Genomic DNA, 25,362 nt, shown 5'->3' on the forward strand with positions numbered 1-25,362 from the left:
ACCTCTCCCCTACTTCTTCTCCTTCGGCTGCCACTTCCCGTTGACATACCACGCCGACCAGCCTGTCGCCTTGCCCTCTTTCTCGGACATGACGTACTGCTCCTTGCTCTTGCGGCTGTAGCGGATCACCGTCGGATTGCCTTCCGGATCACGCTCGGGCGCATCCATCAGGAAATCGTACTTAGGGTCGATTTCCTTCCGGTGCGGCTTGATCTCCATCACCAGGGGTGGCCGGGTTTCCCGGTTCTTCGGGAACTTGCTGGCCGCCAGGAACAGACCGGAAGCGCCGTCCCGCAGTACGTAGGTATCGTCCACCTTCTGGCACTGCAGTTCCGGCATCGGCACCGGATCCATCTTGGGCGGGGCCGGCTCGCCACTTTTGAGCAGTTTGCGGGTGTTCTTGCACTCGGTGTTGGTACAGCCAAAATACTTGCCGAAACGGCCGGTTTTCAGCTGCATCTCGGAGCCGCACTTGTCACAGTCCAGCGTCGGACCTTCATAGCCCTTGATGCGGAAGGTGCCCTTCTCCACTTCGAAACCGGAACAGTCAGGGTTGTTACCACACACATGCAGTTTGCGACCTTCATCCACCAGGTAGCTGTCCATGGCGGTTCCGCACTTGGAACAACGGCGCTTTTTGCGCAGCAGGCGGGTTTCGCCCTCGCCTTCCACGTCATCATCGGCACTGACCACCTCATCCCCTGACACCAGGTTGATAGTGGTCTTGCAGCGTTCCTTCGGCGGCAGGGAGTAACCGGAGCACCCCAGGAACACACCGGTGCTGGCAACGCGAATCTGCATCGGACGGCTACAGGTCGGGCACGGGATATCTGTCTCTGTGGGGGTATTGGCGCGCATCCCCCCTTCTTCGCTACCTTCAGCGGTCTCCAGTTGTTTGCGGAAACGGCCGTAGAAGTCGTTCAATACCTTTTTCCAGTCCACCTCACCTTCGGCGATGTCATCCAGCTCGTCTTCCATCTTCGCGGTGAAATCAAAGTCCATCAGGTTCGGGAAGGACTCGGACAGACGCTCGGTGACAATCTCGCCCATTTTCTCGGCGTAAAAGCGACGATTCTGCAGCCTGACGTAACCGCGATCCTGAATGGTGGAAATAATGGAAGCGTAGGTGGATGGACGACCAATCCCCTGCTTCTCCAGCTCCTTGACCAGGCTCGCCTCCGTATAGCGGGGCGCAGGCTTGGTAAAGTGCTGGCTCGGGTCGAGTTTGGCCAGATCCAGGGACTCATCAACCTTGATATCCGGCAGCGCCACGTCCTCGTCTTTCTTCGCAGACTGGGGCGCCGCCTTGAGGAAGCCGTCAAACTTGATGATGCGGCCACGGGTACGCAGCTCGTAATCCCCGTTGGCCACCACGATTGAGGTACTCAGGAACTCGGCGTCCGCCATCTGACACGCAAGGAACTGTCGCCAGATCAGGTCATAGAGCTTCTCAGCGTCCTTCTCCAGGCCGCTGATGTCAGCCGCCCTGCGGCTCACTTCCGTCGGGCGAATCGCCTCGTGGGCTTCCTGAGCGCCCTCCTTGCTGCCATAGACCCTGGGGTTCTCCGGCAGGTAGCGATCGCCGAACTGCTTCTTGATAAAGTCCCGACAGCTGCCAACGGCGTCCTGGCTCAGGTTGGTGGAATCCGTCCGCATGTAGGTGATATAGCCGGCTTCATAGAGCCGCTGCGCCAGCATCATGGTTTTCTTGACGCTGAAGCCCATGCGGTTACTGGCGGCCTGCTGCAGCGTGGACGTGATAAAAGGTGCCGACGGCCGTGATTTTGTCGGCTTGTCTTCCCGCTTGGCTACGCGGAACGAGCCCCCTTTCAGGCGATCGACATGCTCTTTGCTTTGCTGCTCGTTCTCAGGACGGTAAGGCTTGTCCTGGTAACGGGTCACCTCGAAGCGCACTGGCTCTTTCGCCTGCCTGGCACCAAGATCCGCGTGCAGTTGCCAGAATTCCTCAGGAATGAACTTGCGGATCTCGCGCTCACGCTCAACGATCAGGCGCACCGCCACAGACTGGACACGACCTGCCGACAGACCCCGGGCAATCTTGGCCCACAGCAGCGGCGACACCATGTAACCCACCACCCGGTCGAGGAAGCGCCGCGCCTGCTGGGCATTCACACGGTTATTATCCAGATTGCCCGGATCTTCAAAGGCCGCCTGAATAGCGCGTTTGGTAATCTCGTTGAAGACAACACGGCGGTACTTGTCGGACTCGCCGCCAATGGTTTGCTGAAGGTGCCAGGCGATCGCCTCCCCTTCACGGTCCAAATCCGTAGCCAGATAGATGTGATCAGCGGATTTCGCCAGGCGCTTGAGCTCACTGACGACCTTTTCCTTACCGGGCAGGATCTCGTACCGCGCGCTCCAGTCATGATCCGGATCCACGCCCATACGGGCAACCAGCTGCTCGCGGGCCTTGCGTTTCTTGTGCGCGGCTTTCTCTTCCGGATTCATCTTCCGAGTCGCTGCCGCCTGTTTCGCACGTTCTTTGGGATCTGACTGAGAGCCACTGCCGCTGACCGGAAGATCACGAATATGCCCGACGCTCGACTTCACGATGAAGTCGGAGCCCAGATATTTGTTGATGGTCTTCGCTTTCGCTGGCGACTCGACAATAACGAGACTTTTACCCATATCGGAGATCTGTATCCTTGGCGATAATCGGTTAAAAAATCAGCAAACCGTAAACTCGCTGTAAAATCAGTCGGCTAGAAAACACTCAATAGCCGCCACATTGTATAGGTGCATTGTTTTACAGGGTCAAGAAAAGCAAGACAACCCATTCTTTAGTTTCCGCCCTGCTTTTTTAAAGGAAGCACAAACAGGAAGGCCCGGCAATTGCCGGGCCTTCAGGACAGCGCTACCAATTCGGCCTATCGAATCAGAGACGCTCCCATACTGTCGCAATGCCCTGACCCAGGCCGATACACATGGTGGATACACCAAGCTTACCGCCCTTGGCCTGCATAACGTTCAGCAGGGTTGTGGAGATACGTGCACCGGAGCAGCCCAGCGGATGGCCCAGGGCAATCGCGCCGCCGTTCAGGTTCACTTTCTCTTCCATCACGCCTAGCAGCTTCAGGTCTTTCAGAACCGGCAGGGACTGACCCGCAAAGGCTTCGTTCAGTTCCCAGAAGTCGATATCCTCGACTTTCAGGCCTGCACGCTTCAGAGCCTTCTTGGTGGCCGGAACCGGTCCGTAACCCATAATTGCGGGATCACAGCCGGCAACCGCCATGCCGCGAACCCTGGCAATTGGCTTCAGGCCCAGAGCTTCAGCACGCTCCGCTGACATCATCACCATGGCTGCCGCGCCGTCGGTCAGCTGTGAAGAGGTACCCGCAGTCACAGTACCGTTCTTCGGATCGAACGCCGGCTTCAGCTGGCCCAGCGACTCAGCAGTGGTCTCGGGACGAATGGTTTCGTCGTTCTCGATCAGTACCTTGAAGCCGTTCTCATCGTGACCTTCAATGGGCACGATTTCGTTCTTGAAGCGGCCTTCCAGAGTCGCTTCGTGGGCCAGGCGGTGAGAACGCGCGCCAAACTCATCCTGTTGCTCACGGGTAATGCCGTGCATCTTCGCCAGCATTTCCGCGGTCAGGCCCATCATGTTGGACGCCTTGGCGGAATACTTGGAAGCAGCCGGGTTATGATCAAAACCGGCGGTCATGGGTACGTGCCCCATGTGCTCAACACCACCAACCACGAATACATCACCGTTGCCGGTCTGGATCGCCTGGGCGGCGGTGTGGATCGCGCTCATGGCGGACCCGCACAGACGGTTGACGGTCTGTGCCGCGGATTCGTGCGGGATGCGGGTCAGCAGTGAAATCTGACGCGCCACGTTGAAGCCCTGTTCTTTGGTCTGGTTAACACAGCCCCAAATCACGTCTTCAACTTCTTTTGCGTCGAGCTTCGGGTTGCGCTCAAACAGTGCTTCGATCAGCGCGGCAGACAAGGTCTCGGCACGCACGTTACGGAAGCAGCCGTTTTTGGCACGCCCCATCGGAGTCCGCACGCAATCGACGACGACAACGTCTCTCGGATTAAGGCTCATAGATCTTTCTCCGTTCGGAAATCTCGTTCAGGGTTAGCCAAAGAACTTTTCGCCAGTCTTGGCCATTTCACGCAGCTTCTCGGTCGGATGGTACAGGGGACCAAGATCTGCAAACTTGTCTGCCAGTTCGACGAACTTGTCTACACCCATGTCGTCGATATAGCGCAGGGCGCCACCGCGGAACGGCGGGAAGCCGATACCGAAGATAAGACCCATATCAGCATCTGCCGGATCCTCGACAATGCCATCTTCCAGGCAGCGAACGGTTTCAAGGCACAGAGGAATCATCATACGGGCGATGATGTCTTCGTCGCTGAACTCGTTCTTACCCTGAACAACCGGCTCAAGCAGTTTGTAGACGTCTTCGTCGACAATCTTCTTCTGCTTGCCCTTGCGGTCCAGTTCGTACTTGTAGAAGCCCTTGTCGTTCTTCTGTCCGTAACGGTTGTTCTCGAACATCACTTCCACGCCGGACTTGAAGTCAGACTTCATGCGATCCGGGAAGCCTTCCGCCATCACCTCGTCGGCGTGCTTGGCAGTGTCCATGCCAACAACGTCCAGCAGGTATGCGGGGCCCATCGGCCAGCCGAACTTTTCCATCACTTTGTCGACTTTCTGGAAGTCCGCGCCGTCACGCAGCAGACCAGCGAAGCCGCCGAAATACGGGAACAGTACACGGTTAACCAGGAAGCCCGGGCAATCGTTGACCACAATCGGGGTCTTGCCCATCGCCTTGGCGTAAGCAACGGTGGTCGCGATAGCGCGGTCGCTGGTCTTCGAGCCACGGATAACCTCAACCAGCGGCATCATATGCACCGGGTTGAAGAAGTGCATGCCACAGAAGTTCTCCGGACGCTTCAGGTTCTTGGCCAGAAGGTCGATGGAAATCGTAGAGGTGTTGGAGGTCAGGATGGCGTCGTCACGAACCATCTCCTCGGTCTCACGCAGCACTGCGTCTTTCACCTTCGGGTTTTCAACAACGGCTTCAACAACCAGGTCTACGTTCTTGAAATCACCGTAGTTCAGGGTCGGAGTAATGCTGTTGAGCACGTCGGCCATTTTGCCGGCGTCCATCTTGCCCTTATCAACACGCTTGGACAGAAGCTTCTTGGCTTCCTTCAGCCCCAGGGAGATACCCTCCTGAGCAATGTCCTTCATGATGATCGGTGTGCCCTTCAGTGCAGACTGGTAAGCCACACCACCACCCATGATACCGGCGCCAAGCACAGCCGCCAGCTTCACATCGTTGGCTTCTTTCTCCCAGGCACTGGATTTCTTCTTGAGCGCCTGATCGTTCAGGAACAGCCCAACCAGACAAGCCGCAACGTTGGTCTTGGCCATCTTGGCGAAGCCTTTGGCTTCCACTTCGATGGCCTTATCGCGGGTCATACCAGCGTGCTTCTGCATCACCTTGATGGCTTCAACCGGCGCCGGGTAGTTCTTGCCAGCCTTGCCAGCCACGAACGCCTTGGAAATCTCGAACGCCATCATGCTTTCCATGGCGTTGAGCTTGATCTTGCCCTTCTTCTCTTCGCGACGCGCTTCGTTGTCCAGCTTGCCTTCGTTGCACTGCTCGATAATGGCAACAGCCGCGTCTACCAGCTTGTCGGCTTCAACAACCGCATCAACAGCGCCTACTTTCATAGCGGCATCAGCGCGATTTTCGGTGCCACCGCTGATCCATTCGATGGCGTTATCCACGCCCACCAGACGGGACAGGCGTACGGTGCCGCCAAAGCCCGGGAAGATGCCCAGCTTGACCTCTGGCAGACCTACCTTGGCCTTCGGAGCCATAACACGGTAGTCGGTCGCCAGACACATCTCGAAACCACCGCCCAGTGCAATACCGTTGATGGCGGTAACCGTCGGGAACGGCAGGTCTTCAATAGCGTTGAAAACTTCATTAGCCTTCAGGTTGTTGGCGATGAGGTCTTCTTCTGTACCGGCAAACAGCTCGGTAAATTCGGTGATATCAGCACCGACAATAAAACTGTCCTTGGAGCTGGTTACGACCAGACCCTTCAGGTTCTTCTGGGATTTGAGTGCTTCAGTTGCGGCGCCCAGTTCTTCGATGGTGAGACGGTTGAACTTGTTGACAGACTCGCCCTGCAAGTCAAAGTTCAACTGAGCGATCCCGCCTTCGATCTCTTTAACCGTGATGGCTTTACCTTCGTAAATCATCAACTGATCTCCAGTCTGTGTTTGGAACTGCTTGCAGGCGTCGGGCCAAGTCATCAGAAGCTGGCAAGCGCCTGCGGATGCAGCGAGATTTCGGTCACTGCCCGATAAACCGATCCAAAATTCATACAGTCGTTTGAATCGTGAGGGCACACGATGAAAAAAAACAGCTCGTTTGTCAATTTGTTTCTGGAAGAATCGGTGCAAAAGTCTTCAAAATCGGCGAAGGCACCGGGAAATTGATAATGCGGATTTATTGTTTTCTGTGCGGTACATCCAGGCCTGAACAAGAAACCGGAACTTCGTCACACAAATTTGGCAGTTCTTTACATTTACCCGCGTTACAGGCTGCAAAACCGCTTGATCGGCTGGCTGAGTTACTTTACCTTCGGACCGAGACTTTAGTCCACAATAATAAAACACACGTACGGAGAACTATCCGATGACCGACGCTCGCCTTCGGGTACGCTCACTCGTTGCAGCTCTTATCCTGCTTGCCCTTACCTCTTTCACCGCACGGGCGGAAACCGCAGACGGGTTTCTTTCCGACCTGCACACATTCCGGGTAAGCAACTACCTCGCCCTGGATGCTTACTACCGCTTCAGCACCGACGGCAATACCGACACCCTCAACGAGATTGTCGGCAGTATCAACAGCGCCAATTCTTCCATGAACAATCTCGCTGAAAGTAACGCGGGCGTGCTAAGCAGTGAGGAAGTCGAGAACCTCAACCAGGAATTCGATACGTTCAAGAGCCTTATGCGCGACAACATTAACGACGTGCGCAACACCGGCTACCCCGATCTGCGACTGGTGTCTGACATGGCCAACCAGGCCCTGACCATGAGCAAGATGGCCACCGAGCTCTATAAGGTCTCCAGCGAAAGCAGCCAGACGTCCACCGATAACCGCGTCGAAGCCGCACGATCCGCAGCCATCACTCTCGCGCAGATGATGGCCAAGTACTCAGCCAGGACCCATTCCACGGTGGCGCAGACATTCCAGGGGTCATCGACTGAATTGACCCTTGATGAGCAAGCCCGCAGATTCGATACCCTGCTGGAGAAAATCAATCAGGGAAACAGTCAGGGCGAACTGAAAGCCGCCCTGGACGATGTGTCCTCGAAATGGCAGTTCATTCGCGGCTCCTACATCAACTACAACGACAACAACGTCTCATTCGTAATTGATCGTTACTCCAAGGGCATTCTTCGCGGCCTGGATACCACCATCGAACTGCTTCAGCAAAACGCCTGACGCCACATCGGGCCCTGTGCTTGCCGCTATCCGGGTCCGCCATTCCCTGCTTTTTTTGATGCCTGTCAGTTCCGGAAAGGACTTTTTCGACTATCCTCAATGCATGACAAGGCTTTAAGAGTCTCGGTTCGTCAAGGAGTAATATAATGTCAACCTATCAGAAAATGCTGGTCGCCATCGATCTCACCGAGGAAGCTCCCCAGGTCCTCAATAAGGCCCAGGAAATCAGCAAGGCACATGGCGCCGAACTGTTATTGGTACATGTGGTGGAACCCGTGGGCTACGCCTATGGGGGCGATATCCCGATGGATTTGACGGAATTGCAGGATCAACTGGACAAGGCAGCCAGGGAGCAACTGGCAGCCTATGGCAATCAATACGGCGTAACGACCGACAACCAGGTGATTACTGTAGGCAGACCGGAGTCGGAAATACACCGACTGGCCAAGGAGCAGGATGTGGACCTCGTCATTGTTGGCAGCCACGGTCGCAAGGGTTTTCAGCTGTTACTGGGCTCAACCGCCAATGGTGTGCTTCATGGCACGGAGTGTGACGTCCTGGCTGTCAGGATTCGCTGATCCCCTTCCTTACCTTTACCGGGCAGGCGCTGGCTCCCGCCAGGCCGCCCGGCACATCCGCCGGACTCAGGCCCCGCCTTCCATTTTGCTCTCCAGCTTACGCAACTGGCTCTCGAGGGAGAAGCTGACACTTGAGGCCATAGAGAAGAAATTCAACAGCGCTTTCAGGTTGCTGTCACCCTCACACACTGAATGAATCCTTTGCCACAACGCCTGGTTAACCAGTTGTAGCCGCTGGTTCCGCTCCACCAGACCTTTCAGCTCCCAATCGGGCTCCTGATGGTTGCGCTTGGCAAAGTATTGCTGAAGCAGGTAATGGGACACGCTTCTCATGATGAATTCATCGGTGTTGGCGAACGGCAGGTGGTGGACCGCCATGGTTTTGAGCTCTCCCAGTACCGGGCAACCGCTGGTCGCCATCTTCAGTCCGAGCAGGGAGCGCAGGGCCTCCTCCAGGGAGGTGGACTTGGAGTAGGTACGACGCTCATCGGTGACCGTCACCTCGACCTTCTGGTACGCCTCTTCTGCCTGGAAGGCGTTGACGACCGGAAGGATCTCCGTCGCTGCGGGACAATGGGGGGACTCCGCCGGTTTCAGCGGACAGTTTGAGCATTGGCAATGCTCAAGGCGAGCCCAGGATGGCAAAGGTGAAACGACCTCCGCAGGCTGGCTGGTCACCTTGAACTCAACCTGCCGCCCATCCTGAAACCTGAAATTATAATTAACGTTCATTGACTGGCCTGTTCTTCCAACTCCATCCACCGCTCGATTACCTGTTCCAGCCGGGCTTCCTTGTCCGACAACTCCGCCAGCGTAGCCGAGACTTCGGTCGGTGGGCCTGAATAAAATTCCGGATCCGAGATTTGCTTTCGGAGTGCTGCAACATCTGCCTCCAATGATTCAATTTTGCCCGGTAATTCCTCAAGCTCAAGCTTAAGCTTGTAACTTAATTTAGCGGGTTTTGATTTTGTGGATTCCGCCACATCTGTGACATTTTGTCGGGACGGCTCCGTTGGCTTAACCGGCTTTTCCGGAGCGCTCTTGCGCTCTGCCGGGAAAAAACCACCCTGCCGGCGCCAGTCACTGTAACCACCCACGTATTCCCGTACAGCGCCAGAGCCATCCAGGAAAATGGTATCCGTGACCACGTTGTCCAGAAACTCCCGGTCGTGGCTGATAACCAGCACAGTACCCTTGAACTCCACCAACTGGGCCTCGAGCAGCTCCAGGGTTTCTACATCCAGGTCGTTGGTGGGCTCATCGAGCACCAGGATGTTGGCCGGCTTACTAAACAGCTTGGCGAGTAACAGACGGGCCCGCTCTCCGCCGGAAAATACGCTGACTGGTGATCGGGCCCGCTGAGGACTGAACAGGAACTCCTGCAGGTAGCCCAGAACGTGCTTGCTCTGACCATTGATCTCAATGAATTCCCGCCCTTCCGAAAGATTGTCGAGGGCGTTGCGCTCCAGATCCAGCTCCCCCCGGAGCTGGTCAAAGTACGCCACTTCCAGATTCGTCCCCAGCCGGATTGAGCCCTCCGTCGGCTTCAGGTCTCCAAGCATGAGCCTCACCAGGGTGGTTTTGCCGGTACCGTTTTCGCCCACCAGACCAATCTTGTCGCCACGGAGCACTGTCAGATCCATGCCGTTGATCACCGGGCTGCCGTCCGGGTAATGGAATCCGGCCTCCTTCGCTTCCACAACCAGCTTGCCTGATCGGGCCGCGTCTTCCACCACAAAGCTGGCCGTGCCGCCACGAACGCGACGCTGACGGTGCTCCTCACGCATGGCCTTCAGAGCCCTGACCCGCCCCATGTTGCGGGTTCGCCGGGCTTTGATCCCCTGCCTGATCCAGGCTTCTTCCTGCTTCAGGCGCTTGTCGAACAGAGCATTTTGCCGCTCCTCATCTTCCAGCGCTTTCTCTTTCAGCTCCAGGTACTTGTCATACGTCGCCGCGAAACTGATCAGTTTCCCTCGATCCAGCTCGACGATCCGGGTCGCCATCTTGCGAATGAATGCCCGGTCGTGGCTGACGAACAGGATGGCGCCCCGAAACTGCGTCAGAGCATCCTCAAGCCAGGCGATGGCCGGCACATCCAGATGGTTGGTCGGCTCATCCAGCAACAGGATATCCGGTTCGGCCACCAGCGCTTTCGCCAACAGCACCCGCCGCTGCCAGCCCCCGGAGAGGGTGTTCAGAGTCTGCTCAGGGTCAATGCTGTACTGCTCAAGAATCGCGTTGACCTTCTGATCCAGGCGCCACCCGTCCAGGGCTTCCAGTCGCTCCTGAACCTTCATCATCTGATCCAGGCTCGCCTCATCCGCCAACTGCGAAAGGGTATGGAAACGAGCCAGCAGCTCACCGGTCTCCGGAAACGCGCTGGCAACCACTTCGTAGGCTGTGCGGCTATCCTCGGCGGGCAGATTCTGGGGCAGCACTGCCAGTGTCGCCCCTTCATCCAGTCGCACGACGCCGTTTTCGGGGGTTATCTCACCGCTGACGATCCTCAGCAGCGTGGATTTGCCTTCACCGTTGCGGCCAAGCAGACACACCCGCTCCCCCGCTTCGATGTTCAGCGAGGCGTGATCCAGCAGCGGCTGCATACCAAAAGCCAGGGAAATGGCGTCCAGCGTTAACAATGGCACCGTGTTATTACTCCGTAATTCTGTTGATGACCGGGTCGCCGACACGGATGGTGCCAGGCGACTCGTGAATTGCATTCATGCCGAAAATGACGCCGTCGGCGGTGCGGCGATATCGCCCGAGGGTTCGCAAAGGCTGAAGGTCCGCTGCTTTCGTGCCGGCATCCGGGTCGACGGTCGTCATGACACACCGGGAACAGGGCTTGACCACACTGAATGCCTGCTCGCCGATCAGCAACTGACGCCAAGCATCCTCGCTCCAGGGCTCTCCTCCCTCAACCACGATATTAGGGCGGAACCGACGCATCTCCACCGGTCTGTCGAGCCGGCCGTTCAGCTCACCCAGCGAAGCGAGATTGGTGATCAGGAACGGAAAGCCATCGGCGAAGCTTACTCTTCGCTCCTCGGTTACCCGCCCGGCATCAACCCTGCGAAAAGAGGCATCCGGCATGTAGACAAAACGGAAATCCTCGCCACAGAAACGGCTTAACGCATCTGAGACTTCTGGCGCCCCGTAAACCGCCTTCACCCAGTCGCGCCACACCAGCACCCGGGCCTCGTCCTCACCAGCCTGCAGCAGGTACTCGCCCTCACCCGGGATGCTCACCCTAACACAATCCCCTTCAAGCGATGTATGTATCCGCGCCAGCATCGGGTAGTCACGCTGTGTCACGAATCGCCGTTCGGAATCAACAATCATCCAGCGACGATCGTTCGCTGGGCCGAAGTCGTCCATATCAAAAGAACTGACCGGAATACCGGCAAGGGACTTGACCGGATAGATATACAGGGAATGGATTCGCACAATGCCTCCCGCAGCCATAAATACTGAAAGATTGGGCGAAGAGTATAACCGAGTTAAGCCGGGAAACGTTGAAACGCAGTGCCTGAAAACGAAGAAACCCGGCCGTTTTAAGGGCCGGGTTTCCGGAATCTGGAGCGGGAAACGAGATTCGAACTCGCGACCCCAACCTTGGCAAGGTTGTGCTCTACCAACTGAGCTATTCCCGCTTGTGGTTGCTGGCTTGATGCCGACAACGGAGGCGTATTCTACGGATTCGTTCGCGGGCGTCAACCACTTTTTGGCAAGTTTTTTGGCCCTGCCCGCGCGGACTGATCAGGTATTATCCTGCCCCTGCCCTGAAGTGCTCGCAATCTGGCCGCTTTCGCAATTCAGATACCCCGACGACTGCAGCCAGTTCTGATCCGGGTAATACTTGAATACCAGTTGCCCGCCCTTCAGGTTATCCACTACCTTCTGAATCACCTGCTGATCCACGGCGGGACAGCCATGGCTACGCCCGATCCGGCCGTAATCACGGACCCAGCTGTCATTCACATAGTCCGCGCCATGGATCACGATGGCGCGCTGTCGCGCCAGATCATTGATGCCGGGCTCCAGCCCGTCCAGCCGCAAGGAGTATCCATGCTTTCCGCGATAGGATTCACTGGCCCTGAACAGGCCAATACTGGACTGGTGACTCCCTTCAATATTGGAGAAAGCCGTGGACTCCAGACTTCCCGAATTCTTGCCATGGGCAACCAGATCCTTGAGCAGGAGTTCTCCGCTGTCCAGATCAAAAATCCAGAGGCGCTCTTCACTCGACGGCAGTGAGAAATCGATCACCGCAAGCCGCTCCGGCATTTCAACACCGTTCGACACCGCGCATGAAGAAGCCTGCAATGCCCGCTGCAAAACCTCCGCACTCAGTTTCGGAGCAACACTGGAAAGTCGTGTCAGGAGGGAATTGTCAAAAGATGCCGCAGCACCCTGCGCGGGGAGAAACAGCACCGTAGCCAGCACCAGACCGAAACGGCCCGCCCTTCGATTTTTCAGCATTCGATAACCCTGTCAGATCAGCTCAACAAATAGCAAAGCGGGTAAAAACCCGCGCCTGAGCCCAAGTGTCGGGCATTCTAACAGGGAAAATCGGGATGTCCGTCATAATGTACAATATTTATACAAAACACCACAGAGAAGCACTATCAGCTAATGGACCGCCAATATCAGGCACACGACCCTATGCACCGACGCCTCAAGCACTTCCTGTTCAGCCACTCTCCGGTTCAACAGGGTATCGTAGCCAAGGCCAAGCACCACATTAACCAGTAGCGATGCGTCCCTTGCCGGAGTCGGTGAATCCAGCCTTTGAAGAATCTGCTCCAGGCCCGCCACCCAGGCGCTGCGGTAACTGCGCGCCAGATCCGCAAGCCGCTCATCCCGCAACGATTCCATCAGGAACACCTGCTCGGCCAGCACCTGCTCACGACGATCGGAAAACTGTTCGGTAAGGTAAGCTGCGGTAATAGCGGTCAACCTTGACGCCAATTCACGACGCCCGCTACCTCCGCGATGGAGACTGTCTGGCGGAACATTGTCCAGCACCAGGTTAATGGTGTCATAGAATCTGCCGAGGTCTTCCCGGGCTTTTTCCGCAAACAGCATGAACGAATCGCTGATCAGCTCATTGATGTCGCGGAAGTAGTAGGTTGTTGCGGCCAGGGGCACTTTCGCTTCGCGTGCAACAGCGCGATGCTTGATTCCCCGCAGGCCGTCCCTGGCGGCGATACGCAACGTGGCCTCGAGAATCTGTACACGTCGATTTTCGCTTTTGGCCCTGACGGTTTTGCGGCCGCTGTAGTGAATGGATTCCCGGAAGGAGCGATCCTCGGGAAGCTCCTTTGAATGCCATAGATTCAATGCCTGCACGCGTCCCATGGTTGCCATCCTGCTTCGTCATCCTGACGGCCGGCGCGGAACCGGTCGCATGGCCGGGCATCACCCGGAGTCATTGTTACTTTTTGTAAATCATGACGAAAACAGGCGGGACAAACGTTGACGGAATCGGCACTTTTACACTCCGCCCCCATTGACGACAGTATCTGCGGTTACTGACCGAAGCGGCGCCCCTGCTCCAGGTAGGTTACTTCTTCGGGCGTGGATGAGCGTTTCAGTACCGCGTTGCGGTGGGGAAAGCGGCCGAATTTACAGATAATATCGCGATGATCATGGGCTGCCTCAACAAAGCTCCCCATGAAATCCCCCAGAATGCCATCGGCGGAGGCCGCCAGCTGCTCATAGCATTCCACCGACAGGTTCTGGTCTTCCAGGCGCTCGGAATGCTGCAGGGGCATGTACAGGAAAGCCCGCTGCACGGCGGGCAGCATCATGTCCTGACCATGATCCATGGCCTGACGGGTCAGTGCTCTGGCCACCTTGTCATGCTCGAATGCCAGGGCGTTTCCCCGGTAGATGTTCCGCGAAAACTGGTCCAGCAACACAATCTCCGCCAACGCACCGCCCGCCTGCTTACGCCAGTGGACAAGGCCACTCTCGGATGCGAACAGCACAAGGGATAAAAAGCGGTAACGAATTTCCTGGTCAAACCTGCGGTCCGAGCGAAACCAGCGGTTGCGATGAAAGCTGTCCGGCAGCCCGTCTTCATCAAGTTCACCAAACCAGAAATCCAGAATGTCTTTCCAATCGAACATAAAGGGCTACACCGTCAGTTATGGTCAGGCCAAAGGGTCGGAACATCACCTATCCTGCTACAATTCATAAGATGCAGGCCAGCATTCTTAACAGGAGAGATCATGCCCGAAGGACACCGTATTATTCTTCTCGCCCACGGCAGCAGCGACAAGCGTTGGTGCGAGACATTCGAACAACTGGCCGCGCCCACCGTCAACTCGGTAGCGGGCTCGCGGATCGCCTATATGGAACTGGCCACGCCATCCCTGGAGCTTATCGTCGAGCAAGGTGTCGAAGAGGGCGTCCGAACCTTTACCGTGGTGCCGCTGTTCCTGGCTGCCGGAAGACATCTTCGCAAGGATGTACCAGCCATGATCCGCTCGCTTGAGGAAGCTCATGGCATCTCCATCGACCTTGCACCGCCCATCGGGGAGAATCCCCTGCTTGGCGCAGCCATTCGCGACGTTGTTGAGCAGGAACTGGCACAATAGCATCACCCGGAAAGCACGGACTGGCCAGAGGGGACGTTCAAATGAACCATCGGATTCTAATAACCGGAGGCACCGGATTCATCGGCCAGGTGCTATGCCCGAAACTGATTGCCAAAGGCTACAGCCTGACAGTGCTCAGCCGCCAGAGTGAAGCGGACGTCCTTGCAGCCTGTGGCCGGGTCGAGGCGGTGTCGGATCTTGACCTGCTGGTGGACCACCCGGGATTCGACGGCGTGATTAATCTCGCCGGGGAAGGCATTGCCGACAAACGCTGGAACAACCAGCGCAAACAGCAGCTCAGGGACAGCCGTATTGCCCTCACCCGCCAACTGGTGTCGGTGATCAGAACCTGGAGTGCCCGGCCAAAGGTGCTGGTATCGGGATCTGCAGTTGGGTTCTACGGTAATCAGGACTCCGCCCGGGTCACTGAAGACACAGCCCCCAACGACGAATTCACCCATCGACTCTGCAGGGACTGGGAAGCGGAAGCAAACCAGCTCAAGAGTGATGGGATTCGGGTGTGCCTGTCACGAACCGGCGTTGTCGCCGGCCCGGATGGCGGGTTCCTCCAGCGCATGCTGTTACCCTTCCGCCTTGGCCTTGGCGGACGCCTGGGCAGTGGCAACCAGTACATGCCCTGGGTTCACCGCGACGATGTCGTTTCAGCGCTGATCTTCATGCTGGAATCCGAGAATGCCACTGGTCCCTACAATGTGGTCAGTCCAAACCCGGTCACTAACCGTGAGTTCACACGCTGCCTGGCCAGCGTTCTCAACAGGCCTGCGATCTTTCCGGCGCCGGCGCCAGTGTTAAAGATCGCACTCGGCGAAATGTCACGACTTTTACTGACAGGCCAGCAGGCCGTTCCGCAACGCCTGTTACAGCAGGATTTCCGGTTTACCTACCCAGACCTGACATCGGCACTGGAAAGCTGCGTTCGCTAACAATCGAATTTTTTTCAAAAAACTGTTTGACAGCGAATAAAGCCTTACTTAATATACGCGCCACCTCGACGAGGCAAGTCAGTAAGAACGATGCGTCCCCTTCGTCTAGTGGCCTAGGACTCCGCCCTTTCACGGCGGCAACAGGGGTTCGAACCCCCTAGGGGACGCCATTTTTTCTGACACTACACCACCTTCCCAGGCTGGTGAGATTCTTCCCCGTGCCTCCTTTCCTTATGGTCCCTGGAATCCTTCATCACGAAGATCCCAACACCGACAAAAAACAGCACCATCAGAAAGACGGTCACAATTCCAGCCATCACTACCGCGTCCACATACATAATCCGACCTCCATCGGCGATTTCATTTAACCAGTCCCAGATTACGCCGAACGCCCGGCAGCGGTATTGACCTGCATCAAACAGCGAACTCCCTTTATTCATTCCGAAAGCCGGAACCCAACCACAATTCTTCCGTTTTTTCTTTATTTGCGAAGCACTTGAAAGAAACTGCTGCTATAGTCCTGAAGGTAACGAACTGTCCATTTCACGAATAACTGGTCAGGGTGGCTGAAGTAACGACATGCAAAAACTGTCGACGCGTGTGCGACGCTTCCGAACGGGATCTCCCCTGTCTTTCCGGTTACTTGCCTGGATACTGCTGTTCAGTTCCGTTTTCACCCTTATCGCATCCGCCATACAGCTTTATTCCGATTACCACAAAGACCTTCGCCAGATTGACAACCGCATGCGTGTGGTGGAAACCGGTTACGCCTCCAGCCTTGCCCGAAGCCTGTGGGCGCTGGACCAGAAGCTACTCCAGACCCAGATGGAAGGAATACTCAGCCTTCCCGACATCGCGCACCTGCGGCTTCGCATCGAGCCCGACTCGGAACTGGTAATGGGCCAGGTCGCCCGTGACGCACAGACCAAATCCCACAGCTTCGATCTCATTCACCATGGCGACGAGATATTCAAGCTCGGCGAACTGACCGTTACGGCAGACCTGGACCGGGTTTACGAGGAAATGAAGCGAAAAGCGGGCATGATCCTGGTCACCGAGTTTTTCAAGACATTCCTGGTATCCATTCTGATCATTTTGATTTTTCAGCACTTCGTGGCCCGCCACTTATCCACCATGGCCAACTATGCCCGGCAGATCTCCCTGACCAACCTGGCCAAACCGCTGAAGCTGGACCGACCAGACTCCCCATTGAACCGACAGGATGAGCTGGCCCAGGTCACCGATGCCATCAATCAGATGCGGGACCGGCTGAATGACGATGTCGCCCGCCAGGAACGGGATGCGGCGGAAATTCGGAAATTTTCCAAAGCCATTGAACAGAGCCCGTCTTCGGTCCTGATCTGCGACCGCCAATGGCGGATAGAATTCGCCAACCAGAAGTTCACCCAACTAACCGGCTACAGCGCCAACGCGATTATTGGCAAACACCCGGGCGCACTGTCCGAAAACGCCATGGAGCACCGTGAAACCAAGCACCTGTGGCAATCCATTCGCCTGCAAGTCCAGCGGGTGGGTGTCTGGCAGGGCGAGGTCAACAGCGTACGCCGTAACGGGGAGCGATTCTGGGAGCAATTGATTGTCACCCCCATCAAGAATTCCGACGGCCAGGCAACCGGTTACCTGATCCTCGGCGAAGATATCAGCATTCGCAAACGGTACGAGCAACAACTGCTCCGGCAGGCCAACTATGACATTCTCACCGGACTGCCAAACCGGATGCTGGCGCTGGATCGCCTGAAACTCGCCCTGGCACAAGCCAGGCGGGAAAACTCCCTGGTCGGCGTGATGTTCCTCGACCTGGACAACTTCAAGCACATCAATGACACCCTGGGGCACGATGCCGGTGATAACCTGCTGATCGAAGCGGCACGCAGGGTATCAAGCTGTCTTCGTGGCACCAGCACCGTTGCACGCCTTGGTGGTGATGAATTCCTGGTGATCCTGCCGGGGCTGACCGGCGCCAAGGCAACCTCCCAGGTCGCCGAACGAATCCTGAAAACTTTCAAGCCGCCGTACTTGCTCAACAATCAGGAAGTGTTCGTCACCACCAGCATCGGCATCGCCATCTTCCCGACCGACTCCGACAACAGCGGAACCCTGCTGCAGCATGCCGATGCCGCCATGTACCAGGCCAAACACATGGGCAAGAGCTCCTATGCCCACTTTGCACCGGAAATGAAGGAAGTCTCCCATGAACGGCTGCAAATGGAATCGAGAATGCGCCGGGCGCTGGAGCAGAACGAATTCGAACTCTATTTCCAGCCTATTGTCCGTACCGACACCGGCGCACTGTGCTCCGCCGAGGCGCTGATTCGCTGGAACAATCCCAGTATGGGCATGGTCATGCCGGACCGCTTCATCCCCCTGGCGGAAGAGACTGGCTTGATCACCCCCATCGGTGAGTGGGTGCTTCAGGAGGCTTGCCAACAGGCAATGAAATGGCGTGAAATCACTGGCACCAAAGTGGGTGTCTCGGTGAACGTGTCCCCCCGCCAGTTCCGGGACCAGGGCTTCACCGCCGCCGTCATGAAGGCGTTGGAGACCAGCGGCCTGGAAGCCAGTACACTGGAACTTGAAATCACCGAGCGACTGATTCTCGATAACACCATCGAAACCGCGGATATCCTGAGACAGCTCGACACCGCAGGCATACGGCTTTCCGTGGACGATTTTGGCACCGGCTATTCGGCGTTGAGTTACCTGAAGAGTTACCCGTTCGATACCCTTAAAATCGACAAGTCGTTCGTTCAGGATGTCATGACCGAACAGGACGACGCCTCGCTGGTCAAAGCCATTATCAACATGGCCCACAGCCTGGGCCTGACAGTCATTGCCGAAGGCGTTGAAGACGAAGCACAGACCCACTTCCTGCAACAGGAAGGATGCGACTACTCCCAGGGGTACTTCTACAGCCGGCCGATGCCAGAGGAAGAATTTGAAAAGTGGTTACGTACCAATCATCGTGTCCAGCCCTGACATTCAACTGAACGGATTCATCCATGGAAGACACCCTACTCGTTATCAATTGTGGCAGCTCGTCCCTGAAAGCGGCCCTGTTTGACACCAGCTTCAACAAGCTCGCCTCCGCGCTCGCCGAGAGGCTCGGGAAAGAAGATGCTTTCGCCAGCATGCCTTCGCCGTCAATGGACATCCCGCTACAAAGCGGCTGCAACCACCGTGACGCCCTACGTGCGGTGGTAACGGCATTCAGAGATCAGGGCCTGCTCACCGCCGCGCCGGTGGCCATTGGCCATCGGGTGGTCCACGGGGGAGAAACCTTTCGCCAGGCGGCGCTGATAACCGACGATGTCCTTCAGGCCATTGAGGACTGCGCCAGCCTCGCACCGCTGCACAATCCGGTCAATCTCACCGGCATAGAAGCGACCAGGGATCTGTTCCCGGAGGTACCTCAGGTAGCGGTCTTTGACACCGCCTTCCATCAGACGCTACCGAAGCACGCCTATCTCTATGCGCTACCCTATCGGTTTTACCAGGATTGGGGCGTTCGCCGCTATGGTTTCCATGGCACCAGCCACCAGTTCATGGCGAACGAGGCGGCCCGCCTGTTGGAGAAGGCTCCTGACCAGATATCTGTCATCTCCGCCCACCTCGGCAACGGCTGCAGCATAACGGCCATCCGTGACGGGGTCAGCGTGGATACCAGCATGGGCCTTACGCCCCTGGAAGGCCTGGTGATGGGCACCCGCAGCGGCGATATTGATCCCGGGCTGTTCGATTTCCTCAAGGGCAAGGGAATCAACGCGGAAGAAGTACACCGGATTCTCAACAACGACAGCGGGTTGCTCGGACTGTCCGGGAAAACCAACGACATGAGATCCCTCAGCGAGCAGGCCGAAGACGGTCACGAGCCTTCAGCCCTTGCCATTGAGGTATTCTGTTTCCGTCTGGCCCGCTATATCGGCGCCATGATGGCATCCCTGACTCAGCTTGATGCCCTGGTGTTCACTGGCGGCATTGGCGAAAACAGCGCGCTTGTCCGGGAAAAGACCCTCGGTCACCTCCGGTTGACCGGCTTCTCCCTTGACCTGTCATCCAACCGGCAGCACGGAAAGCACACCGGCGGCCGAATTGACCAGGCCGACAGTCGATTCAGGGTGATGGTCATCCCCACCAACGAAGAGCTGGTCATTGCCCGGGAAGCCCTGGACGCCAGTCACCCTTAACGCCAAAGCTGAACATGCAACACCTGTAAGGATACTTCTATGGCCAAAAACCTGTTTATCGCACCAACGTCTATGGATTCCGGCCTGACGTCCGTCTGCCTGGGGCTGCTCAGGGCTCTGGAGCGGGTCGGAGTCAGTGTCGGATTCTACAAGCCTTTCAGCCAGTCGGTTCACCAGGGCGAGTCCCAGCATAATGATGGCAAGGACGCCTCCGTCGCTTTCGTTCGCGCCCGCAGCGCACTCGAGCCACCGCCCCCGATGAGCCTGAAGGAAGCGCAGCAATTGCTGAACAAGGGCAAATCCGACCTGCTGATGGAAACCATCGTTGGCGAGTACCAGAAAGTGGCGAAAACCGTTGATGTGGTCATCATTGAAGGTCTGGTGCCGGACCGCAGCGAAGCCTACATCGCCCGCCTCAACGTGGAGTTGGCGCGAAACCTCGGATCGGAAGTCGTACTGGTCAGCACACCGAAGAATGCCACGGCCAAAGAACTGGACGAAGAGCTGGATTTCTCATCACGGTTGTTTGCCAGCCCTTCCGATCCCGACGTGATTGGCATCGTACTGAACAAGGTGGGCGAACCCGAAAAGTCGGAGTTTACGCCACGGGTCAACTCCGCGGCATCCAATGCCCACATCAATTTCCAGACCGACTGCAAGGTATTCGCCGAGGGCCGTTTCCGGCTGCTGGCAAGTATTCCCTGGCAACCGGAACTGCTGGCCGTTCGGGTGTCGGATATCGCCAGGGAAATGCAGGTAACCGTGCTGCACGAGGGTCACATGCACGCCCGCAGGGTTCAGAAGGTCTCGGTTTGTGCACGCACCATCAGAAACATGGTGGACACCCTGAGGCCCGGCACCCTGATGGTCACCCCCGGGGACCGGGAGGACATCATTGTAGCCACAGCGGTGGCGGCGCTTAACGGTGTTCCCCTGGCCGGCCTGATGCTGACCGGTGACCTGATGCCCGACGAGCGGGTGGTCGACCTGTGCCGGAGAGCGCTGGACACGGGGCTACCAGTGCTGCGCGCAGAAACCAACACCTATGAAACCGCCCATCGCCTGGCCAACCTGTCGGGAGCCATTCCGATTGACGACCCCGAGCGGGTCGAAAACGCCATGGAAGCCGTCGCGACCCAGGTGGATACCGACTGGCTTCAGCAACACCTGAAAGTCCAGCGCCAAAGCCGACTCTCACCGCCGGCCTTCCGCTACCTGCTGTCCGAGCGAGCAAGAGCCGCGGCAAAACGCATTGTCCTGCCGGAAGGCAATGAACCCCGTACGGTCCAGGCTGCCATCATCTGTCACCAGCGGGGCCTGGCGCACTGCGCCCTGATTGGCGACCCTGCCGAAATCGGGAACGTCGCGAAATCCCAGGGGCTGGACCTGCCGGACGACATGGAGATCATCGATCCCGCCAAAGTGCGGGGCGACTACATTCAACCCATGGTAAGCCTGCGGAAACACAAGGGCCTGGCGCCCGATATGGCCGAAGCCATGCTGGAAGACAACGTGGTGCTCGGCACCATGATGGTGGCCATGGACGAAGCCGACGGACTGGTGTCAGGCGCGGTTCATACCACCGCCAACACCGTGCGCCCTGCCCTTCAGCTGATCAAGACCCACGACGCAGCCAAGGTCGTGTCGTCCGTCTTCTTCATGCTGCTGCCCCAGCAGGTGGTGGTCTACGGAGACTGTGCCATCAACCCCGATCCGAACGCCGAGGAACTTGCGGATATCGCCATCCAGAGCGCCCAGTCGGCGGAAGCGTTCGGCATAGAGCCGGTAGTAGCGATGATCAGTTACAGCACCGGCGAGTCCGGCAGCGGTCAGGATGTGGAGAAGGTGCGGGAAGCCACGCGTATCGCCCGGGAACGTCGCCCGGACCTGCTGATCGACGGCCCTCTGCAATATGATGCCGCCGCCATTGAAAGCGTGGGTAAAAGCAAGGCGCCGGACAGCGAAGTGGCAGGACGTGCCACGGTCTTTATTTTTCCGGATCTCAATACTGGCAATACCACCTACAAGGCGGTGCAGCGCAGTGCAAATGTGGTAAGTATCGGGCCCATGCTCCAGGGCCTGAGAAAGCCGGTCAACGACCTGTCGCGGGGCGCGCTGGTGGAGGATATCGTCTTTACCATCGCCATCACCGCGGTTCAGGCGAAGCAGGTCGAAAACGCGGGGCTGGTCTGACCGCCCCGCAAGCGTTTATCGCTTCTTGCTCTTCATCCGCTGTTTCTTCGGACGCCGGCCAGCCTTGAGGTCATTATCTTTCTTGACCCGCTGGCGCGGCGTCAGCCGATCGACCTTGCCGGCGAACGGGTTCTCACTGGAGCGGAACTCAAAGCGGATCGGAGAGCCGGTGACATTCAGAACCTTGCGGAAGGTATTTTCCAGGTACCGCTTGTAGGAGCCAGGAAGCGCATCCGTCTGGTTACCGTGTACCACGATGACCGGCGGGTTTGAGCCGCCCTGGTGTGCGTATCGCAATTTGATGCGCCGGCCCTGCACCATCGGCGGCTGATGCTGTGCAACGGCATCCTGAAGGATGGCGGTAAGCCGGTTGGTGGGCCACTTGGCCATCGCCGATTCGTAGCAGGCCTGCACGGACTCGTACATCACGCCAACACCGGAACCGTGCAGCGCCGAGATATAATGCTTATCCGCGTAATCCAGGAAATCCAGACGGCGACGAACCTGTTCCTTCACGCGGGCGCGCTCTTCCGGGTCCATGCCATCCCATTTGTTGACTGCGATCACCAGTGATCGCCCCGCATCCAGCACAAAGCCGATCAGATGAAGGTCCTGATCCACCAGACCTTCCCGGGCATCAATCACCAGAATCACCACATGGGCGTCATCAATGGCCTGCAGGGTCTTGATGATGGAAAACTTCTCGACCACTTCACGGACATTCTTGCGACGGCGAACCCCCGCCGTGTCGATCAGCGTGTACTGACTACCCTGACGCTCATAGGGTACATAGACACTGTCCCGCGTGGTGCCCGGCATGTCGAACACCACGACACGGTCCTCCCCCAGCATGCGGTTGACCAGGGTCGACTTCCCTACGTTCGGACGACCGACCACACCAATACGAATGCCGGGATAACGCTCGGCACGATCCTGCTCTTCGCGCTCATCTTCCGACGGAAGCAGGCATTCCAGCAAGGATCGAATACCACGATTGTGGGACGCGGCGATCAGAAACGTGGACTCGAACCCGAGACTGTAGAAATCAGCGGTGGCGATGTCCGGATCCTGACCGTCGGTTTTATTGACGACCAGATGAGCCTGTTTCCCGGACTTTCGAAGCTGATTGGCAATCAGTTCATCGCCACTGGTCAGGCCGGAACGGCCATCCACCAGGAACAGTACAATGTCCGCCTCTTCGACCGCCTGAAGGGACTGGCGCGCCATTTCCGCATCAAGGCCTTCCTCATCACCCGTCAGACCACCCGTATCGATAACGATGAAGCGCTGGTCTTCATAAGTGCCCTCACCGTATTTCCGATCACGGGTCAGCCCGGGGAAATCCGCAACCAGTGCATCCCGAGACCGCGTCATCTGGTTGAATAGAGTCGATTTTCCGACGTTGGGGCGGCCGACAAGGGCAATTACAGGGATCATATAGTTTCGCTACAAAAGATTGACCGGGCCCTTATGGGCCCGGGGAAGGACGCGCTTAATCACGTTCCTTGAGTTCAAAAACGGTCATCTTGCCGCTGTTTCCAAACACCAGCAGGTTACCGTTACGAAGCCGTTGTGCCGGTACACGCAGTCCGTCACTGTCGAATTCCAGCTGGCCCTGCAGGGAACCGTCTTCCAGGGACATCATATGGATGTACCCCTCAAAGTCGCCAACAAGCAGGTAATCGTCGTACACAACCGGCTGCGTGGTCTGGCGCCAGGACAACCGGTCCTGGGTCCACAGTTCGCGACGGTCTGACCCGCGATAGGCAATGATATCCCCGTTTGCCGAAGACACGTAGATATTGCCGGCACCGACCATGGGAGAATGCAGGCTTGATGCCTCCCGACTCCAGATTTCGTCACCGTTGCGCAGGTTCACCAGCGCCAGTTTACCCTGATAGCCAACAACCAGAGCAGCATTTTCCAGGATCAGCGGTTGGCTGGTTACATCCACCAGACGCTCCAGTTCGGTACGGCCCTGGGGTTGGCCAACCTCGTATTGCCAGATTGGCTGCCCGTTATCCGCAGACAGCGCCATCAGTTTGCCATTGGCAAAGCCGGCCAGCACCAGTTCGCCCCCCACAAGCGGCGGAGCAGCCGCCCGCATGGACAATACCGGAACCACGCTGTCGTACTGCCAGCGCTTCTCCCCGGAAGAGGCATCAAACGCAAGCACCTTGCCATCCGTGGTCTGCACAACCACGATATTACCATTGGACTGCGGCGTGGCCAGGATCTCATTCGGAAGCGCGGATTCCCAGAGCACCTCTCCGTCTTCCCGGGAGAGAGCCATCAGACTGGCATCGCGAGTCACCAGGTAAAGCTGTTCGCGGTCACCACCAACGCCGGCAAACACCTGTTCTTGCAGATCCTTGTACCAGGCAACCTTGCCGTTTTCGGCCTCAACGGCGTACATCTCGCCATCCGCAGAAGCGGCGTACAGAAGATCACCGGTATTCAGCGGCGTCAGGTAGAGGAACTGGTCATCATGACCATCACCCACCTGCATGGTCCACACACGGTCCAACTCCACAGTGCCTTCAATGTCGGGCACCGGCGCGGGTTCCTCAAAGGGCTCTTTGGTGCTGCACCCAACAAACAGCGCTGCTATCAGAGCAATAGCGCTAAAACGAACGAATGATGGCCCGTCAGACAACCAGGGCATCAGGCACCCTCCTGTACGCCAAGATCCGACAGCTTCAGTTCCAGAATGCCACTGCGGCCCTGCCGGGATTGCTCCCTGGCCGCCAGGTAGGCTTCACGGGCACCTTCACGGTCGCCCTGGGCCAGCAGGATATCGCCACGGAGCTCGGAAAAAATCGCGGCAAAGGTCTCGTTGTCGCCGGCGCCGTCAAGTGTGCTCAACGCTTCGTCATACTGCTCTGCTGAAAACTGAGCCCGCGCCAGACGGTTGCGAATAACGAATGACAGCGCGCTGTCTTCTTCCACCTGCCCCTTGGCCCATTCCAGGGACTCAATCGCAGCGGCGACATCCCCTTCGTCCATCAACTGCTGACGAGCGAGAATGAGCATGCCGTAAATAGCGTAGGCGCTGTCGGAAAACTCTTCCTGAAGATTATTGGCAACAAAGGCTACCGTTTCATCACTTTGCTCATCAGACTGGTCGCTGTATGCATTCAGCAGGTTGGCAAACTGGTTAGCTGCTTCGGTTCGCTGCTGCATCTGATGGTTCTGCCAGGTCTGCCAGCCGAATACGATCGCCAGCGCTGCACCGATACCGATCAGAAGCGAACTGCCGTTCTTCTTCCACCAGTCCTTGATCGCCTGAACCTGTTCTTCCTCGGTACGCATTTCGGCCATGATGACTC

Annotated in this window: 20 protein-coding genes and 2 tRNA genes; 8 read left to right on the forward strand and 14 right to left on the reverse strand. The window is 57.3% G+C overall.

All coding sequences use genetic code 11. The features are described from left to right. Positions 1-9: 9 nt before the first annotated feature. The 3 genes from topA to fadB all read right to left on the reverse strand — a co-directional run bounded on the left by topA (position 10) and on the right by fadB (position 6,253). Positions 10-2,649 carry a type I DNA topoisomerase gene (topA, locus tag ACJO3M_RS07410; RefSeq protein WP_407000734.1) on the reverse strand — a complete coding sequence of 880 codons (2,640 nt, stop codon included), beginning with the start codon at positions 2,647-2,649 and terminating at the stop codon, positions 10-12. A gap of 247 nt (positions 2,650-2,896) precedes the next feature. After that, positions 2,897-4,072 carry an acetyl-CoA C-acyltransferase FadA gene (fadA, locus tag ACJO3M_RS07415; protein WP_407000735.1) on the reverse strand — a complete coding sequence of 392 codons (1,176 nt, stop codon included), beginning with the start codon at positions 4,070-4,072 and terminating at the stop codon, positions 2,897-2,899. 33 nt (positions 4,073-4,105) lie between these two features. Then, positions 4,106-6,253: a fatty acid oxidation complex subunit alpha FadB gene (fadB, locus tag ACJO3M_RS07420; protein ID WP_407000736.1), complete on the reverse strand. Its 2,148-nt coding sequence runs from the start codon at positions 6,251-6,253 to the stop codon at positions 4,106-4,108. Between the two features lie 439 nt (positions 6,254-6,692). On the opposite strand from fadB, the gene ACJO3M_RS07425 reads away from it, so the two are divergent. Beyond that, positions 6,693-7,508 carry a hypothetical protein gene (locus ACJO3M_RS07425; protein WP_407000737.1) on the forward strand — a complete coding sequence of 272 codons (816 nt, stop codon included), beginning with the start codon at positions 6,693-6,695 and terminating at the stop codon, positions 7,506-7,508. Between the two features lie 146 nt (positions 7,509-7,654). Continuing rightward, positions 7,655-8,086, forward strand: coding sequence for a universal stress protein (locus tag ACJO3M_RS07430; protein ID WP_407000738.1), 432 nt, complete (start codon positions 7,655-7,657; stop codon positions 8,084-8,086). A gap of 66 nt (positions 8,087-8,152) precedes the next feature. On the opposite strand, the gene ACJO3M_RS07435 is transcribed toward ACJO3M_RS07430, so the two are convergent. From ACJO3M_RS07435 to ACJO3M_RS07465, 7 genes are all read right to left on the reverse strand, one after another. Then, positions 8,153-8,818: a DUF6901 family protein gene (locus ACJO3M_RS07435; RefSeq protein ID WP_407000739.1), complete on the reverse strand. Its 666-nt coding sequence runs from the start codon at positions 8,816-8,818 to the stop codon at positions 8,153-8,155. Continuing rightward, positions 8,815-10,731 (reverse strand): ATP-binding cassette domain-containing protein, encoded by a 1,917-nt coding sequence (locus ACJO3M_RS07440; RefSeq protein ID WP_407000740.1) that lies wholly within the window; start codon positions 10,729-10,731, stop codon positions 8,815-8,817. The genes ACJO3M_RS07435 and ACJO3M_RS07440 overlap by 4 nt, the downstream gene beginning before the upstream one ends. A 7-nt stretch (positions 10,732-10,738) precedes the next feature. Then, on the reverse strand, positions 10,739-11,533 hold the full coding sequence (locus ACJO3M_RS07445) for an MOSC domain-containing protein (protein WP_407000741.1): 795 nt from the start codon (positions 11,531-11,533) through the stop codon (positions 10,739-10,741). 130 nt (positions 11,534-11,663) lie between these two features. Continuing rightward, positions 11,664-11,739, reverse strand: a tRNA-Gly gene (locus tag ACJO3M_RS07450). A 106-nt stretch (positions 11,740-11,845) separates the two neighbouring features. Then, entirely contained in the window at positions 11,846-12,568 is a 723-nt protein-coding gene (locus ACJO3M_RS07455; protein WP_407000742.1) for a murein L,D-transpeptidase catalytic domain family protein, read from the reverse strand. Between the two features lie 150 nt (positions 12,569-12,718). Beyond that, positions 12,719-13,447: a TetR/AcrR family transcriptional regulator gene (locus ACJO3M_RS07460; RefSeq protein WP_407000743.1), complete on the reverse strand. Its 729-nt coding sequence runs from the start codon at positions 13,445-13,447 to the stop codon at positions 12,719-12,721. Positions 13,448-13,617: 170 nt separating this feature from the next. After that, positions 13,618-14,220: a DUF924 family protein gene (locus ACJO3M_RS07465; RefSeq protein ID WP_407000744.1), complete on the reverse strand. Its 603-nt coding sequence runs from the start codon at positions 14,218-14,220 to the stop codon at positions 13,618-13,620. 102 nt (positions 14,221-14,322) lie between these two features. Here ACJO3M_RS07465 and ACJO3M_RS07470 point away from each other — a divergent pair, with 102 nt between their 5' ends. From ACJO3M_RS07470 to ACJO3M_RS07480, 3 genes are all read left to right on the forward strand, one after another. After that, entirely contained in the window at positions 14,323-14,691 is a 369-nt protein-coding gene (locus ACJO3M_RS07470) for a sirohydrochlorin chelatase (RefSeq protein ID WP_407000745.1), read from the forward strand. Between the two features lie 41 nt (positions 14,692-14,732). Continuing rightward, the gene (locus tag ACJO3M_RS07475) at positions 14,733-15,635 is read left to right on the forward strand and encodes a TIGR01777 family oxidoreductase (protein ID WP_407000746.1); all 903 of its coding nucleotides are present in this window, start codon (positions 14,733-14,735) and stop codon (positions 15,633-15,635) included. Between the two features lie 94 nt (positions 15,636-15,729). After that, positions 15,730-15,805: transfer RNA gene (locus ACJO3M_RS07480), tRNA-Glu, on the forward strand. 12 nt (positions 15,806-15,817) lie between these two features. Here ACJO3M_RS07480 and ccoM read toward each other — a convergent pair. Next, positions 15,818-16,075 carry a cytochrome c oxidase subunit CcoM gene (gene ccoM / locus ACJO3M_RS07485; RefSeq protein WP_407000747.1) on the reverse strand — a complete coding sequence of 86 codons (258 nt, stop codon included), beginning with the start codon at positions 16,073-16,075 and terminating at the stop codon, positions 15,818-15,820. Between the two features lie 139 nt (positions 16,076-16,214). Here ccoM and ACJO3M_RS07490 point away from each other — a divergent pair, with 139 nt between their 5' ends. Genes ACJO3M_RS07490 through pta form a run of 3 tightly spaced genes read left to right on the forward strand, consistent with a single transcriptional unit; the run spans position 16,215 to position 22,033 of the window. Further along, entirely contained in the window at positions 16,215-18,632 is a 2,418-nt protein-coding gene (locus ACJO3M_RS07490) for a bifunctional diguanylate cyclase/phosphodiesterase (protein ID WP_407000749.1), read from the forward strand. A gap of 23 nt (positions 18,633-18,655) precedes the next feature. Next, on the forward strand, positions 18,656-19,840 hold the full coding sequence (locus tag ACJO3M_RS07495; protein ID WP_407000750.1) for an acetate/propionate family kinase: 1,185 nt from the start codon (positions 18,656-18,658) through the stop codon (positions 19,838-19,840). A gap of 39 nt (positions 19,841-19,879) precedes the next feature. Continuing rightward, positions 19,880-22,033 carry a phosphate acetyltransferase gene (gene pta / locus ACJO3M_RS07500; protein ID WP_407000752.1) on the forward strand — a complete coding sequence of 718 codons (2,154 nt, stop codon included), beginning with the start codon at positions 19,880-19,882 and terminating at the stop codon, positions 22,031-22,033. Between the two features lie 15 nt (positions 22,034-22,048). On the opposite strand, the gene der is transcribed toward pta, so the two are convergent. The 3 genes from der to ACJO3M_RS07515 are packed head-to-tail and all read right to left on the reverse strand — an operon-like array spanning position 22,049 to position 25,354. Continuing rightward, on the reverse strand, positions 22,049-23,470 hold the full coding sequence (gene der / locus ACJO3M_RS07505) for a ribosome biogenesis GTPase Der (RefSeq protein WP_407000753.1): 1,422 nt from the start codon (positions 23,468-23,470) through the stop codon (positions 22,049-22,051). 55 nt (positions 23,471-23,525) lie between these two features. Continuing rightward, the gene (gene bamB / locus ACJO3M_RS07510; RefSeq protein WP_407000755.1) at positions 23,526-24,698 is read right to left on the reverse strand and encodes an outer membrane protein assembly factor BamB; all 1,173 of its coding nucleotides are present in this window, start codon (positions 24,696-24,698) and stop codon (positions 23,526-23,528) included. After that, complete coding sequence (locus tag ACJO3M_RS07515; RefSeq protein ID WP_407000756.1) at positions 24,698-25,354, reverse strand: YfgM family protein; 657 nt, start codon at positions 25,352-25,354, stop codon at positions 24,698-24,700. Before ACJO3M_RS07515 ends, bamB begins: the two co-directional genes overlap by 1 nt. Positions 25,355-25,362: the final 8 nt, after the last annotated feature.

It is taken from the genome of Marinobacter alkalisoli, from assembly GCF_045449795.1.
Taxonomy (GTDB): Bacteria; Pseudomonadota; Gammaproteobacteria; order Pseudomonadales; family Oleiphilaceae; genus Marinobacter.

Bases quoted from the DNA above. Each gene is read 5' to 3' on its own strand.
- pta (WP_407000752.1), top strand. From the start codon at position 19,880: ATGGCCAAAAACCTGTTTATCGCACCAACGTCTATGGATTCCGGCCTG.
- ACJO3M_RS07460 (WP_407000743.1), bottom strand. From the start codon at position 13,447: ATGGGACGCGTGCAGGCATTGAATCTATGGCATTCAAAGGAGCTTCCC.
- fadB (WP_407000736.1), bottom strand. From the start codon at position 6,253: ATGATTTACGAAGGTAAAGCCATCACGGTTAAAGAGATCGAAGGCGGG.
- ACJO3M_RS07515 (WP_407000756.1), bottom strand. From the start codon at position 25,354: ATGGCCGAAATGCGTACCGAGGAAGAACAGGTTCAGGCGATCAAGGAC.
- ACJO3M_RS07475 (WP_407000746.1), top strand. From the start codon at position 14,733: ATGAACCATCGGATTCTAATAACCGGAGGCACCGGATTCATCGGCCAG.
- ACJO3M_RS07435 (WP_407000739.1), bottom strand. From the start codon at position 8,818: ATGAACGTTAATTATAATTTCAGGTTTCAGGATGGGCGGCAGGTTGAG.
- ACJO3M_RS07455 (WP_407000742.1), bottom strand. From the start codon at position 12,568: ATGCTGAAAAATCGAAGGGCGGGCCGTTTCGGTCTGGTGCTGGCTACG.
- ACJO3M_RS07465 (WP_407000744.1), bottom strand. From the start codon at position 14,220: ATGTTCGATTGGAAAGACATTCTGGATTTCTGGTTTGGTGAACTTGAT.
- ACJO3M_RS07490 (WP_407000749.1), top strand. From the start codon at position 16,215: ATGCAAAAACTGTCGACGCGTGTGCGACGCTTCCGAACGGGATCTCCC.
- fadA (WP_407000735.1), bottom strand. From the start codon at position 4,072: ATGAGCCTTAATCCGAGAGACGTTGTCGTCGTCGATTGCGTGCGGACT.
- ACJO3M_RS07430 (WP_407000738.1), top strand. From the start codon at position 7,655: ATGTCAACCTATCAGAAAATGCTGGTCGCCATCGATCTCACCGAGGAA.
- ccoM (WP_407000747.1), bottom strand. From the start codon at position 16,075: ATGAATAAAGGGAGTTCGCTGTTTGATGCAGGTCAATACCGCTGCCGG.
- topA (WP_407000734.1), bottom strand. From the start codon at position 2,649: ATGGGTAAAAGTCTCGTTATTGTCGAGTCGCCAGCGAAAGCGAAGACC.
- ACJO3M_RS07425 (WP_407000737.1), top strand. From the start codon at position 6,693: ATGACCGACGCTCGCCTTCGGGTACGCTCACTCGTTGCAGCTCTTATC.
- bamB (WP_407000755.1), bottom strand. From the start codon at position 24,698: ATGCCCTGGTTGTCTGACGGGCCATCATTCGTTCGTTTTAGCGCTATT.
- ACJO3M_RS07495 (WP_407000750.1), top strand. From the start codon at position 18,656: ATGGAAGACACCCTACTCGTTATCAATTGTGGCAGCTCGTCCCTGAAA.
- der (WP_407000753.1), bottom strand. From the start codon at position 23,470: ATGATCCCTGTAATTGCCCTTGTCGGCCGCCCCAACGTCGGAAAATCG.
- ACJO3M_RS07470 (WP_407000745.1), top strand. From the start codon at position 14,323: ATGCCCGAAGGACACCGTATTATTCTTCTCGCCCACGGCAGCAGCGAC.